This is a genomic window from Dermacoccus sp. CCH2-D9 (assembly GCF_001556795.1).
Classification (GTDB): domain Bacteria; phylum Actinomycetota; class Actinomycetes; order Actinomycetales; family Dermatophilaceae; genus Dermacoccus; species Dermacoccus nishinomiyaensis.
In genome coordinates this window covers 1-14,104 of sequence record NZ_LSJT01000076.1, presented here as the reverse complement: position 1 = coordinate 14,104, position 14,104 = coordinate 1, and the positions used below count along the sequence as shown (strand labels likewise).

The 14,104-nt window shown below is 67.5% G+C and carries 10 protein-coding genes; 1 reads left to right on the top strand and 9 read right to left on the bottom strand.

Translation table 11 applies throughout. The features are described from left to right. Positions 1 to 128: 128 nt before the first annotated feature. The 5 genes from lysX to AX669_RS06785 form a co-directional block, all read right to left on the bottom strand. The gene (lysX, locus tag AX669_RS06800) at positions 129 to 3,455 is read right to left on the bottom strand and encodes a bifunctional lysylphosphatidylglycerol synthetase/lysine--tRNA ligase LysX (RefSeq protein ID WP_062257426.1); all 3,327 of its coding nucleotides are present in this window, start codon (positions 3,453 to 3,455) and stop codon (positions 129 to 131) included. Beyond that, a complete protein-coding gene (locus AX669_RS06795) occupies positions 3,452 to 3,808 on the bottom strand; it encodes a hypothetical protein (RefSeq protein ID WP_062257424.1) in 357 nt (118 codons plus the stop codon). Before AX669_RS06795 ends, lysX begins: the two co-directional genes overlap by 4 nt. Then, complete coding sequence (locus AX669_RS13345; protein WP_143181537.1) at positions 3,805 to 4,062, bottom strand: hypothetical protein; 258 nt, start codon at positions 4,060 to 4,062, stop codon at positions 3,805 to 3,807. Before AX669_RS13345 ends, AX669_RS06795 begins: the two co-directional genes overlap by 4 nt. A 174-nt stretch (positions 4,063 to 4,236) precedes the next feature. After that, the gene (locus tag AX669_RS06790; RefSeq protein ID WP_074046092.1) at positions 4,237 to 5,739 is read right to left on the bottom strand and encodes a class I SAM-dependent DNA methyltransferase; all 1,503 of its coding nucleotides are present in this window, start codon (positions 5,737 to 5,739) and stop codon (positions 4,237 to 4,239) included. Between the two features lie 354 nt (positions 5,740 to 6,093). Continuing rightward, positions 6,094 to 6,354, bottom strand: a complete 261-nt coding sequence (locus AX669_RS06785; protein WP_062257422.1) for a hypothetical protein — start codon at positions 6,352 to 6,354, stop codon at positions 6,094 to 6,096. 213 nt (positions 6,355 to 6,567) lie between these two features. On the opposite strand from AX669_RS06785, the gene AX669_RS06780 reads away from it, so the two are divergent. Continuing rightward, positions 6,568 to 7,086, top strand: coding sequence for a hypothetical protein (locus AX669_RS06780; RefSeq protein ID WP_144708303.1), 519 nt, complete (start codon positions 6,568 to 6,570; stop codon positions 7,084 to 7,086). 272 nt (positions 7,087 to 7,358) lie between these two features. Here the strand turns inward: AX669_RS06780 and AX669_RS06775 are convergent, their stop codons facing one another. From AX669_RS06775 to AX669_RS06760, 4 genes are all read right to left on the bottom strand, one after another. Continuing rightward, positions 7,359 to 8,297 (bottom strand): restriction endonuclease, encoded by a 939-nt coding sequence (locus tag AX669_RS06775; RefSeq protein ID WP_062257419.1) that lies wholly within the window; start codon positions 8,295 to 8,297, stop codon positions 7,359 to 7,361. After that, positions 8,294 to 9,511 carry a restriction endonuclease subunit S gene (locus AX669_RS06770; protein ID WP_062257417.1) on the bottom strand — a complete coding sequence of 406 codons (1,218 nt, stop codon included), beginning with the start codon at positions 9,509 to 9,511 and terminating at the stop codon, positions 8,294 to 8,296. The genes AX669_RS06775 and AX669_RS06770 overlap by 4 nt, the downstream gene beginning before the upstream one ends. Then, positions 9,508 to 12,267: a DEAD/DEAH box helicase family protein gene (locus tag AX669_RS06765; RefSeq protein WP_062257415.1), complete on the bottom strand. Its 2,760-nt coding sequence runs from the start codon at positions 12,265 to 12,267 to the stop codon at positions 9,508 to 9,510. The genes AX669_RS06770 and AX669_RS06765 overlap by 4 nt, the downstream gene beginning before the upstream one ends. Before the next feature lie 96 nt (positions 12,268 to 12,363). After that, on the bottom strand, positions 12,364 to 14,010 hold the full coding sequence (locus AX669_RS06760; RefSeq protein WP_062257413.1) for an SDR family NAD(P)-dependent oxidoreductase: 1,647 nt from the start codon (positions 14,008 to 14,010) through the stop codon (positions 12,364 to 12,366). Positions 14,011 to 14,104 lie beyond the last annotated feature (94 nt).

Sequence of the window (14,104 nt, the reverse complement as noted above, 5' to 3'; positions counted from 1 at the left end):
CGCCCCAGCCCGACCCGTCCACACCCCACACGACGAAGCGTGGCGCGCACCCGTCGACGAGGAGAGAGCTCCTGGCCGACCGATGCGCGCCACGCTGTGAACAAGGCGACAAGGCGACGGTTACGCCATCACTGCCCCTCGTTGGGTCGCGTGAACGGGAACGCGAGCGTCGCGCGGATGTTGTTGCCCGTCAGCATCATGATGAGGCGGTCGACGCCGATGCCGAGCCCACCCGTCGGGGGCATGGCGTACTCGAGGGCGGCGAGGAAGTTCTCGTCGACCTCCATCGCCTCGGGGTCGCCGGCGGCAGCCTTGAACGACTGCTCGGTGAGGCGGTTGCGCTGGTCGACGGGGTCGACGAGCTCCGAGTACGCGGTGCCGATCTCGGCGCCGAACGCGACGAGATCCCAGCGCTCCGACAGCTTCGGGTCGGTGCGGTGCGTGCGCGTCAGCGGTGACGTCTCGAGTGGGAAGTCGGTGTAGAACACCGGCGTCGTCGTCTGGCCCTCGACGAGCTCGTCGTACAGCTCGAGCACGACCTCACCGGCCGTCATCGTCTCCGCCCAGTGCACGTCGTGCGCGTCGGCCACGGCGCGCACCTCCTCGAGCGGCGTGTTCGACGTCAGCGTCGTGCCCGTCGCCTTCGAGACCGCTTCGTGCACGGGCACGACGGGCCACTCGTGGTCGAGGCGCAGGCGCTCGACGCCGCCGTGTCCGTCGGGGCGGACGGCGACGGGCTCGCCGTGGATGGCCGTGGCGACCTCGAGGACGAGCTCGCGCGTCAGCACGCGCATCGTGTTGTAGTCGCCGTGCGCGGCGTACGCCTCGACGGAGGTGAACTCCGGGTTGTGCGTCGCGTCGGCGCCTTCGTTGCGGAAGTTGCGGTTGAGCTCGAAGATGCGGTCCATGCCGCCGACGGCGAGTTCCTTGAGGAACAGCTCCGGCGCGATGCGCAGGTACAGGTCGGCGTTGTACGCGTTGATGTGCGTGCGGAACGGTCGCGCGCTCGCGCCACCGTGCACGGCCTGCAGCATCGGCGTCTCGACCTCCATGTAGCCGCGCTTCTCGAACGCGCGACGCAGAGCGCTGACGCCCCGCGAGCGCGCGCGCAGCAGATTTGCCGAATCCTTGTTGACGATGAGGTCGAGGTAGCGCTGACGCACGCGTGCCTCGGGGTTGGTGAAGCCCGTGTGGTCGCTGGGGATGGAGCGCAGCGACTTCGACGCCATGCACCACGACGACGCGAGCAGCGACGGTTCGCCGCTACGGCTGTGGCCGAGCGTGCCCGTCACGGAGACGTGGTCGCCGACGTCGACGGTGCGTCGCCACAACCGCATGAACTGCGGATCGACAGCGCCCGCCTCGAGCACGACCTGCAGGCGCACGTCGTGCTCCTCGATGACGGCGAACACGACGCCGCCGAGGTCGCGCAGCGCTCGCACGCGGCCGCTGAGGGAGACGACGCCGGCGTCCACCTCGTTGCCTTCGGCAATCGCCTTGCGGGCAAGATCGACCGTCATCGTGTACGGCACGTCGACGGGGTAGGGCTCCATGCCGGCTTCGCGCAGGACGTCGAGCTTGGCGTGGCGCACGCGCTGCTGCTCGGTGAGGCGCTGCACGGGTCGTGCGGGCGTGAGCAGCTCCTCGTCCTGCGCGGCGACGAGCTGCGCCAGCGGCGCCTCGGTGCCGTCGGGCAGGTGGACGATCGTGTCCGCGTCGTGGCTGGGGCGCGGTGCGTGGCCGGGCAGGAAGCCCTCGGCGCGGCCGGAGGCGATGCCGATGAGCGGCAGGCCGCCGACGGAGTCGAAGCAGACGAACCGGGTGTCCCAGCGCGGCAGGTACTTGGCGTTCGCCTCGTACAGCGATTCGAGCTGCCAGAAGCGGTTGCCGATCGACAGGATGCGGTCGGCGAGACGCACGCCGATGCCGGCGCCCACCTTGTCGGCACCGGTGAACACGGAGCGGAACATCGCGAAGTTGAGCGACACGTCGCGCACGCCGAGGTCGGACGCTGCGTCGGCGAGCGCCGCGACCATCGCCTCGTTGACGCCGTTCGGCGCCTTCGGGGAGCGGCGCATCAGGTCGAGCGACAGCCCTCGCATGCCCCACGGCACGAACGACTGCAGTGCGACGATCTGACCCTGTGCGTCACGGACGAGGACGGCGACGCAGCGGCCGTCCGTCGCGTCCTCGAGGCGGTTGAGGGCCATCGAGAAGCCGCGGTCGGGTTCGTCGCCACGCCACTTCTCGGACAGTTCGGTGATCTGGCGCAGCGTCTCGGCGTCGAGACGCGAGTGGCGTTCGACGTCGACGGTGCAGCCGGCCTCACGCACGCGCGCGACGGCGCGCTTGACGGGGCGCATCGCGCGCCCTTCGAGGCTGAACGTGTCGAGTTCGACCACGGCTTCGTCGCCGAGGGGGCGGGCCTTGAGCCCGGCCTCGACGTAGGCGCGCGCACCCGTCTCCGAGGCGGACAGGACGCCGGAGCGCCACGCGTGCTCGCGGGCGAGGGCCTGCCAGGCGCCGATGGCGGCGGGCCATGACTCACGGGCACCGAGCGGGTCGCCAGAGGCGAGGCAGACGGAGCCGATGACGCGGTAGCTGACGGCGGCCTCGCCGTCGGGGGCGAAGACGACGGACTTGTCGCGGCGCGTCGCGAAATAGCCGAGCGAATCCTGGTTGCCGTGCAGCGCGAGCAGGCGGCGCACGTGCAGTTCGTCGTCGGCCGACTGCACCTCGGAGCGTTCGGCCGATTCGGTGTAGCGCCACACCGTCAGCAGCAGCACGCCGGCGGCGAGGATGCCGGCGAACGCGGCGAGCCAGTGGGGCCCGTTGGCGCCGTCGGAGATGCCGTGCGGCATGGAGATGCCGGTGACGCTGCGGATCGAGAACCACAGGTGCTCACCGCCGTGCAGGTCGCCGGGGGCCGCCCAGGAGAGCATGAAGATGACGGCGATGCAGGCGAGCAGACCGGCTAGCAGCGTGCCGATCGCGCGCCGCAGGGAGCCTGAGCGCATGCGGGCCGGGAAGTCCTTGCGCCGGATGACGAGCAGGACGAGCCATGCGCCGGTGACGATCGTCGTCACGACGATGAGGGCGATCGTGATGTCGTCGACTTCCTCGTCGAGGCTGTCCGTGCAGATGCTGACGGCGACGATCGCGCAGGCCACGAACTGGAGGGCGAGGACGGCGAGGGCGACGACCCACGCGGCGCGCAGCCCGCGTTTCAGAGCGGCGGCGGTGATGAGAAGACACAGGGCGAGGAAGAGACTCGGGCCGGCGGGGACGCCGACGACGGCGAAGAGGTCGTCGACCCAGTCGGCGAAGTCGCTGCGCGGCAGCGGGATCGACACGAGCGACCACACGCCGCCCAGGGCGACGAGCAGCCCCAGCAGCTTGGGCAGCCATCCGTGGTCGTTCGCCACCGCGGGGTGGTGACGGGTGGGGGTGCTCATGCTGAGGGTGCTCCTTCGACGTGCTCTGCGTTCGCTGCGGGATGGGGGGTCTCTGGGAGGCGGGCTGCTTCCTGTCTCGCGCGTTCGGCGCGGGCCCAGAGGTTGAGTGTCAACAGTGCGAGGGCCTGGAGGGCGGCTTCGAGCAGGATCTCGAACTGGCTCGTGTAGGCGCGCAGGGAGTTGGCGACGGCGAGCATGAGGACCATCGCGATGGAGCCGTAGCGGAACGCACGCTCGACGTTCTGGTGCTTCGCGCTCATGGCACGAAACGCGATGAGCGACAGGATGCCTGCGATGACACCGACGGCCGCTGACGCGAGGTACATCGACGCCGCGAGCGAACCGAGCTTCACGCGATCGTCAGCAGCAGCCCGCCCCAGAGGGCGTGCGCGATGTGGGAGACCTCGCCGCCGACCCGCGGGTAGTCGGTCAGGACGAGGTACGCGCGCGTCGCCGCGATCGTGATCGCGCAGGCACCGGCGAACAGGAACACGAGCGACGAGGCGTCCTCGCGCAGCACGACGCCGCGGGAGCCGCCGCGCCCTGACGGGGCTGACGACGCGCCCGCAGGCGTCGAAGAGCCCTCTCTGGCAGGGGTGGCAGTCATGTCATGACGCTAGCAAAGCGTTTCGCCCCTGCCTGGAAGACCGTGCGGCCTGCGGGGCGCCCTCTTCGCGCGCGATGGCGCGGAATCGGGCACGCCGGGGGCGCATGACGGGTCGCACATCACACCCGACAGCCGTCGTCCCCCATGAGCGGGGGCAACGGATGCCGGGTTCGTTCATGCGGTGGTGTCCCCGGCGTGCGTGTGCCCCAGCTGCTCTTCGAGTGCTGTCGCGACGGCTTCGAACTCGGCGAGGGCTGCGGTGAGGTCTTCGACGATCTCGCGCGCGATGACGTCGGGGGACGGCAGTGAGTCGAGGTCTTCGAGCGATTCGTCGCGCAGCCAGGTGATGTCGAGGTTGGCCTTGTCGCGGGCGATGATCTCGTCGTAGGTGAACGCCTTCCAGCGTGCTGACTCTTCGCGCGTCTCGCGAGCACCCACCCGGTAGTTGTCGACGAAGTCGTCCAGATCGGCGCGTGTCAGCGGGTTCTGCTTGAGGGTGAAGTGCTTGTTGGTCCGCAGGTCGTAGACCCACAGCTTCTGCGTCCACGGCCGGCCAGGCCGCGCCATCTTGCGGTCGAAGAACAGCACGTTGGCCTTGACGCCCTGGGCGTAGAAGATGCCCGTCGGCAGGCGCAGCATCGTGTGCAGGTCGTAGTCGGTGAGCAGCTTGCGGCGGATGGTCTCGCCGGCGCCGCCTTCGAAGAGGACGTTGTCGGGCAGCACGACGGCGGCGCGACCGTTGGTCTCGAGGATCGTCATGATGTGCTGCACGAAGTTGAGCTGCTTGTTGCTCGTCGTGGCGACGAAGTCCTGTCGCTCGATCTCGCGGTCGTCGCGGCTCTCGCGTCCGTCCGCGCCCATCATCGTGACGGATGACTTGCGCCCGAAGGGTGGGTTGGAGAGCACGACCGACCACCGCTCGCCCGTGTCGGCGCTCAGCGAGTCGCGGACGTCGATGAGTGAGTCGCCGTTGCTCGATCCCATGCCGTGCAGCAGCAGGTTCATCGCGGCGAGGCGAGCGGTGCCGTCGACGAGTTCGACGCCGTGCGCGAACGAGTGCTGCAGGTTGTGGCGCTGGTTGGGCGTCATCTCGTTGACGTTCGCGGAGGCGTGTTCGTGGGCGACGAGGAGGAAGCCGCCCGTGCCGCAGGCTGGGTCGGTGACGCGGTCGTCGACTCCTGGGTCGACGACGTCGACGATGGCTTGGATGAGGGCGCGGGGCGTGAAGTACTGCCCGGCGCCCGAGCCCTTGTCGCTCGCGCCCTTGGCGAGGAGGCCTTCGTAGGCGTCGCCGTTGATGTCGGTGCCCGTCTGCGACCAGTTCTCCTTGCCGATGAGATCGACGACGAGGCGGCGCAGCTTCGCGGGGTCGGTGACGCGGTTCTGCGCCTTGCGGAAGATGGTGCCGATGACGCCCTCTTCGCGTGCGAGGCCGTTGAGGATGCGCGTGTACTCGAGTTCGAGATCGTTGCCGGTGGCCTGCACGAGTCGATCCCACGAGTACTCCTCGGGGATGATTCGCTCGGCCTTGAGTGGGCGCTTGGCGCGTTCGTCGGCCATCTTGAGGAAGAGCAGGTAGGTGAGCTGTTCGGTGTACTCGATGACGCCGACGCCGTCGTCGCGCAGGACGTCACAGTACGACCAGAGTTTGTCGACGAGCTGCCGTGCGGTGGTCATGCGTCCCCTTGGCTGATGGAGCGGGCATTCTTGCCGAGTCGGAATGAGTCGATCCGCTTACCTTATGGCTCGCGTGGCCGCGACGGCGCGGCACCGTAGGCAGCGCCGATCGGCCGGCACTTGTGGGCATCGAGGGTTCTTGGCGGCCGCACAGCGGGGCAGCCTTCACTCTCAGACTCCAACTCAGAATCTGACTGTTGGAGTGTGAGTGGGACTCTGGACAGATTTTCGAGGGGCCCGGATTCATACCTGTTCACTGCTGAGTGCGAGGAGGAGCGAAACCGTGGTCGAGCATGGGGACGGCGGACCCCGCGTCTTGCAGGACTCGCGATGTTGGCCGTCTATGCGGGGTCTTCAGGCCTTCGGAACCCCGCCGAGGTCGTCGAGTTCGCTCTCGTCGATGTCGGCGAGCATGGCAACGGCTGCGCCGCGGGAGCCGTCGAGCTGGGCGAGCGCGTCGCGGACTGCGCCGTTGATCTCGTCGCGGTGGTTGTCGATGTACTCACGAACAGCGTCCTCGACGACGCTCTTCTTGGACTTTGTGAGGAAATGCGCGGTGTGGGAGACGAGTGCATCCGTCTCTTTGGACACCTTGATCGGTGCGAGCGCAGGCATGTCGCGGCCCTGTCGGTAGTGGTACCAGATGGTATGAAAGGAACATTTGGTACCAGACTACCTGCCCTGGTCCTACGCAGGCCGGATCTCGGGCATCCGGTGGAGATGACCTTCTGCTTGGGGCCCACCGACGCTGTCGGTGCTCCGACTTACGCACTGATCCATGTCAGAACAGCGGTCCTCGGCCCCATCTCCCTGGCTTGTGTCCTGCAGATGTGGGTGCCAGACGATGACGATGACGATGAGGAGCAACCCTGGCGCTCCTTCACAGCGGAGATCACGGCATTCTGCGACGACGACCCCCAGCAACGGCCGATCGGCTATCTGCGAGGCGTCAAGACCTTTTCGCCTGACGCCGCGTTGACCTGTGCCGCCGACGGGATGAGCGACGAGTTGGCGACCCTGGTCGTGGCTGCTGAGCAGGTGCTGTGGGACGAGATGGAGACCGTCGACACCGTGATGCTCCTTGAGATGGCTGTACTGGAGAGGCCGTTTCGCGGACAGGGGTTGGCATGGGAGTGCATCGCGGAGGCGTTGCGAACAGTGGATGCGCGGACGGCGCCTGTGACACTGCAGCCCGAACCGCAGCGAGAAGGCGGCGGGCCGATCGAGGATGATGACGTTCGGGGGCCGGCGCTGGAGCGTCTTTGTGCGGCGTGGGCCAGCTACGGGTTCAACCCCAACAATGATGGGCTGACGGTGTGGCGCTGGTACGAGCGCCATGATGCGTAAGCGCCTCTGACGTGCCGGAACCGCCAGCGTCCGTGAGAGGGCAGTGGTTGATCTCTCGCGTCGGTGTGATCGACGGGTCGCCTTGGACCGTGAGGCCCCGTGTCACGGGGTAAGCGAATGCCCCGGTCATCGGCGCGCTCCATGTCGGCGGAGGGTCAACGGCCAGGGGCTTGCGCAAGTTCCAACGCGGCGTGGAGTCGTGACAGTGGGTCCGCCGACCTCGGGGCGAACGCCCGCGGCGGCTCGTCGACGTGACGGCAACAGCCGACGGCTCACAGGCTCTCGAAGAAGTCCTCGTCCAGGCCGTACAGGACGACGGTCTCCTCGGTCTGGACGCCGACGCCGTAGACGACGAGCAGCTGCGCGAGCTTGGCGCCGTCGATGAGTTCGATGCGCGCGTTGATGCGATCGGCTTCGTTGTGGGCGCCCTGGGTGAACCTCGAGGTCGTGATGAAGACGCCACGGTCGCCCTGCTTGCCGAGGAGTGCGCCGGCGAACTCGTGGATGCGAGGCCGATCGATGGGGCGGTCCTCGGCGTACCGCTTCGCCTGAACGTAGATGCGGTCGAGGCCGAGGGGATCCTGGCTGATGATGCCGTCGACGCCTGCGTCGCCGGTTGCGCTCGTGCGCTCCACCGAGCCGGCGCGCCCGTACCCCATGGCCTCCAGCAGGCGGATGACGAGATCCTCGAAACCGGTCGGGGAGAGTGTGAGGGCCTTCTTGAGCACTTCACCCTCGACCGCGGCGCGGTTGGTGCGGCGCGCTCGTTCAATGAGTTCGCTCGGCGTCGCGCGGTCCAGCTCGGGGGTTTCCGGGACGCTCGTGGTGGGTGTGATGGCGCTCGGCTCGTTGGAGGTGCTGATGCGGGTGCGGTCGCGGAACGCGAGATAGTCCGGGTACGTCTCCAGCACCTTCATGTCGATACGCTCCGGAAAACGTCGCAGGGCCTCACGACCTGCGGGAGAGATCCGTAGCTGCCCGCGCTGCGGCCGCTCGATCAACCCGGCCTGCGACAGGTAGGTCGTGGCCCAGCCCACGCGGTTGTCCATGGTGCGTTGACGACCACTCGGCAGCATCTGGGCTCGCTCTTCGGCGGACAGCTCGAACTGCTCGACCATCGCGTCCTTGACGTGGCGGCTACGTCGCACCTCCCCATCAGCGAGCGCGGCGAGTACGGGCCGCATGAGCGACTGGAAATCTGGAATGGTCATGCGCTTGACTCCTGGAGCAGGTCGCTCGGGTCGGTCGTGGATGTGAGGTGCCCCGAGAACGCAGCAGCGAGGACACTTCGGCGTAGGGCTGCGGACTTTCGGCGCTGGGTGACGATAGCCGAAGTGGCCCGGTGTGCCTGCTCAGCCCAGGCCTCCATCGCAGCCGCAATCTGTAGCTGCTCGGCAGGAGGAGGGACAGGAATGGGAATGGCCCGAACGCGAGCCTTGTTCAGCGCTGGCTGGTTTCCGCCTGAACCGCCAGCCCGCACTTCCGCGTACTTGTACTTGAGAAACAGGTACAAGAAATTCGGGTGGATAGACGACCCCGCTGTCCGGATCGAAGCACAGTTCTGGTTGTGCGCCGCCCAGGTCTCGAGGATTGCAGCCTGGCCTCGAGTGCGCCCTTCGCCGATCATGGCAAGCAGCACCGTGCCCGGCGGGTGCAACCGCTTAGAACGGTCTCCGAGAGCCCTCTCCGAGATGTGTTCTCGGGTGTCTGTGATGCGGGTGAAAGCCACCTCGCCGCTCGACACCCACGGTATGTCCCCTTCCCACAAGGAAGGCTCGCTTCGCTTGGGGGTTGCCCCCACGGCAACGCTGCACTCATCTCCGATGGTGGACCAGCGCCAGGCAGAACCATCCCCAGTGTCGCGATCGAAGTAGCTGCGAGCAAGGGCTACCTCGGCATACGTGAGACGCTGCTCGGCGGAGGCGAGGGAGGCGTCAGCGGCGTCGAGGTGGGCCATGTGCTCCTCCAGCATCTCCACGATCCGCCGCTGCTCGGGGAGCGGTGGCAGCGGAAACCTGAAACCAGCCATCTGTGGCCACTTCACGCGAGGGCGGTCTCCGGAGTTTAGAGCGGTGGCGAACCTGACGAAATCCTCGGCGGTCAGACGCCACTTGAGGAATCGCGCATCGATCTCGTGGTTGCCGCGAAACACGATGAACTCGCCCGAAGCATAGGCCTCTTGCGGGGCTACGGCCACCTTGTTCAGGTACGGGCGTAAGCGCCCGTACAGCACGTCGCCCATGTCCACCAAAGGGCTACTGCTCCGGATAATGGAGGCGTCGGACGTAGCAGTGATACGGCCACTGCCAGCCTCCACATGCTCCATTCCGATGTACGGCAGAGGCTGTATCGGTACCTCGCGGCGGGTTTCAGGGCGTACCACGTCGCCGAGCGATACGGCTCGCCACCCGTCAGGCACGTTCATGCGGTGAGCTCCTTGTCGAGGCTTTCGAGAAGATGGCCAGCGTTGGCGCCGAGGTCGCGCAGGGCGCCGTCGACGCCGCCGCGTTGGGTGAACGGCTCGGCGTCGAGCGCGTCGACCGTGATGCTGGCCGAGGTGACGACGAAGTCGCGCATGCGGTCGAGCCACCAGCGTTCCGTCTCCGAGAACGTCGCGCCCGCCTGCGCCTGCTGCGCGAGCCAGCTCTCGTAGCGCTCCTGCACGACGTCCTCGTACGGGACGAGCTCGTCATCGAGGTCCAGCGCATAGCGCAGGAGTGATACGAGGTCAGTGGCCCGGGTGTGCGGGTTCGGGCGCACCTTGGCGCCGTCCAGCTGTTCGTAGGCCGCCCACAACTTCTCGGTCGTCCACCGCTCCGGGGTGCGCTCGATCTGCCGGGCCAGGTCGTCGAGAGCCTTGAAGGGCACCCGGTGGGTCTTGAACTCATCGAGAACCTGAAGCGCCGTGATCTCGTCGCGGTTGTCCTCCAGGTACTTCTTCCACGACTCGACGATCTCCAGCGCGGAGTCGGCGCGCGAAACCCCCTCGGCACGCCGGATCGTGTCGCGCGTGACCTCGTCGATGATGCGGTCGTGCTGCCGCCGCAGTTCCATGATGCGTGAACGCAGCACCGGGTTGTCGGCCAACGGCGCCACCGCCTCGTCGAGGAGGTCACGCACCGCCGCTGCCGGGTCGGGCGCGCCCTCAGAGGCGGCCGCCTGCACGTCCGGGTTCACGGCATGCACGAGCCCGCGCACGATGGAGCCCAGATCGGAACTCGGCCCGGCGACGTCGTCCAGCTCGGCGCGTTCGGCGTCGCTCACCTGACGCTCCAACGCGGCCAGGCGCGACGCGAGGGTCGCCGTCTCGTCCTCGGTCAGCTCGTACGCGGCAGCCTTCTTGAGCAGCTTCTCCAGGCTGACGCCGGGCTCACGGTTGAGCGGCGGAGCGACGAACTCATGTTCGGTCACGCCCACTGCGTCGACGAGGACGAAGTGCGTCTTCGCCTCGGCATCCGGCGTCACGGCCTGGAAGTCCGACTTCGAGATCGTGCGCGCCCCGCGACCCTTCATCTGCTCGAAGTACTGTCCGGAGCTGACGTCGCGCATGAAGATGACGCACTCCAACGGTTTCACGTCCGTGCCGGTCGCGATCATGTCGACCGTCACCGCGACACGTAGCTGAGAGCTCGTGCGGAAGGCCTTGAGGTGCCCCTTCGGATCCTTCGCGCTGTACGTGATCTTCGCGGCGAACTCGTTGCCGCGGCCGAACACCTCACGCACGCACCGCACGATCTCCTCGGCGTGCGCGTCGTCCTTGGCGAAGATGAGCGTCTTCGGCACCTCGCTGCGACCGGGGAAGATGTGAGTGAACAGCTTGTCGCGATACGTCTCCAGGACGAGACGGATCTGCGACGTCGACGTCACCATCCGATCGAGCTGGGTGGGCGTATAGACGACGTCCTCGTCGAGCGTCTCCATCCGCTTCTCACGGGTCCGACGATCGACCAGCGGCACATGCGTACCCGCCTCGATGCGGCTGCCCGCAGCCGTCACCTCCGTCTCGATACGGAAGATCTCGAAGTCGACGTTGACGCCGTCTGACACCGACTCCTCGTACGTGTATTCGCTCACGAGGTTCTGCCGGAAAAATGCGAACGTCTGCTTACCGGGCGTGGCGGTCAACCCGATGACGTGCGCGTCGAAGTACTCGAGCACGGCCCGCCACTGCCCGTAGATCGAACGGTGCGCCTCGTCGACGATGATGAGGTCGAACGTCTCGGGCGGCAGGGCGGTGTTGTAGGTGACGGTCACCGGCTTGTCGGGGATCTGGCTGTCGAGCATCGCGTCGTCGCCGGCGGGGACCTTCTCGCCGCGCAACGTCTTGAAGACGCGCTGGATCGTCGAGATGACGACGCTCGCCGAATCGGCCGGAGCGTCGCTCTTCAGCTTGTCGACGGGGTAGAGCTCGGTGAAGCGGCGGCCGTCGTCAGGCGTACGGAAGTTGGCGAACTCGGCCGCTGTCTGATCGGCCAGGTTGTTGCGGTCGACGAGAAACAGGACGCGCTTGAAGCCGCCGAACCGCAGTAGCCGGTAGCTGGCTGTCACAGCCGTGTACGTCTTGCCCGCACCGGTGGCCATCTGCACGAGCGAGCGGTCGAACCGCTGTTCGCGCAGGCTGCGCTCGATGCCCGTGATCGCCGTGATCTGGGCCGGACGCAGCGCCCGCTCGTCGAGCTCGGGCATGGTCTGCAGGGCGCCGCGCCACGTCGGCGCGTCGGGGTTGGTGCGTGCATCGGCGATGATCGCGAGCAGCGTCTCCGGCTTCGGAAAGTTGAACACCGCCCGCGCGCGAGGATGCGGGTCGTAACCGTTCGTGAAATGCGTCTCCGACCCGGACGCCTCGAAGACGAACGGCAACTTGCCGTCGACCATCGTCGCGCGCAGCTTCTGCGCATCAGTGAGGCCCTGGGCGTACATCGACGACTGCCACTCGACGCCCGACAGCGTCTTGCCCATCGGCTTCGCCTCGACGACGCCGACCACGCCCTTGTTGAGATACAGCAGGTAATCGGCGCGTCCATGCCCCGACTTCATCGTCACCTCACGGACGGCGACGCCGACCGCCGCGCCAAGGGCCTGATCCTTGAGATCCTGAACGACCCATCCGGCCCGCGTGAGCTGCTCGTCGATCAGCCTGCGCGCACGCTGCTCGGCTTGAAGGCGCTCGTCGTCGGTCATGGAGTCAGATTAGTTGGCTTCGCGACAGAGGGCGTGGGTGACGAGAATCTGCCTGCCCCTGCCCGGCGGACGAGTGATTCCGCCTGAGCGCCCCCGTCACCAGGGGTGCTCGGCGAAGTCCTTGAGAAAGACGCCGTACTGGTCGATGCCGTTCTCGCCCATGACGATCGGGTCGTAGACGCGGGCGGCGCCGTCGACGAGGTCGAGCGGCGCGTGCCAGCCCTCCTCGGCGATGCGCAGCTTCTCGTGGTGCGGGCGTTCGTCGGTGATCCAGCCGGTGTCGACGGCCGTCATGAGGATCTTGTCGGTCGCGAACATCTCGCCCGCCGACGTGCGCGTCATCATGTTGAGCGCCGCCTTCGCCATGTTCGTGTGCGGGTGGCCGGGGCCCTTGTAACGGCGCGAGAACTGCCCCTCCATCGCCGAGACGTTGACGACGTACGCGCGCCGCGCCCCCTGCGCGACGGCCGCACGCATCGCCGGGCGCAGACGGCTGACGAGCAGGAACGGCGCTGTTGAATTGCAGAGTTGCACTTCGAGGAGTTCCAGCGGATCGACTTCCTCGACCTTCTGCTTCCAACTGTTCGTGTCGACGACGTCGGGCAACAGGCCACCCGCGTCGACGGCCGCACCCGCCTGATGCGCCTCGAGGCTCGCCTGACCCGCCGACAGAGCGAGCGACGTCATCGCCGCTGCGCTGCGGGCCGGGTCGAGAGCATCGGACGGGTTGAGCGGGCCGGCCGCGGGCGTGACGCCGGGCGCGTGGACGTCACGTCCGGCGTCGGGCTGGGGCTCGGCTTCGTCAGTGGCGTGGGTGTGCTGATAGGCCGCGAGGGTGCCGGCGAGGTTCGCGGGGTGAGCGTCACTGATGCGGTCGAACTGGACGATCTGCGGCAGCTTGACGTCGCGCGGCAGCGGAAGATCTTCTCCCGCAGTGAGATTCGAGTACGCTCCCGGCGAGCGACGCACCGTCTGCGCCGCGTTGTTGATGAGGATGTCGAGCGGGCCGTCGGCCGCGACCTCGTCGGCGAGGGCGATGACCTGCGTCGGGTCACGCAGGTCGATGCCGACGATCTTGAGGCGGTCGATCCACTCCGGTGAGTCGGCGAGCTCCGCGAAACGACGCGCGGCGTCGCGGGGAAAACGCGTCGTGATCGTCAGGTGCGCGCCGTCGCGCAGCAGCATGAGCGCGATGTACATGCCGATCTTGGCGCGACCGCCCGTCAGCAGGGCGCGCTTGCCGCGCAGATCGACGCGCTGGTGACGCTTCGCGTGACTCATCGCCGCGCAGTTCGGGCACAACCAGTGATAGAACGCGTCGACGGTCGTGTACTTGGCGTGGCAGATGTAGCACCCGCGCGGCGTGTTGAGCTCTCCGGCGACCTCACCGATGACGTTGGACGTCAACGGGATTCCCTTCGTCTCGTCGTCGATGCGTAGCGGCGAACCCGTCGCCGTCGACGCCAGCACCTTCGCGTCCTGCTCGCGCAACGGGCCGAGCTCAGCAGCCCTCGCCTCCGCGCGACGCGCCTTGCGCACCCGCTTGTACATCGTGCCCGCGGCGCGCTTCACCGTCTCGATGTCGGGGTGGCCCGCGGGCAGCTCGTGCAGCATCCCGATGACGCGCAACGTCGTCGCCATGTCCTCGGCATCGATCGCGGTCTCGGCGAACAGCTGTTCCTGCTCAGGTGTGACGGACGCGTCGTCACGGGCGTCGTCGTCCTCTGCGGGCTGTTCGTTCACGCCGTGATTCTAGAGGTTGCCGGTGAGGCGAGCCGGCGCTGCCCTCATGGGTGGGTGTGCCTCCCCGTGAGCTGTCTCTTATACACATCTCCGA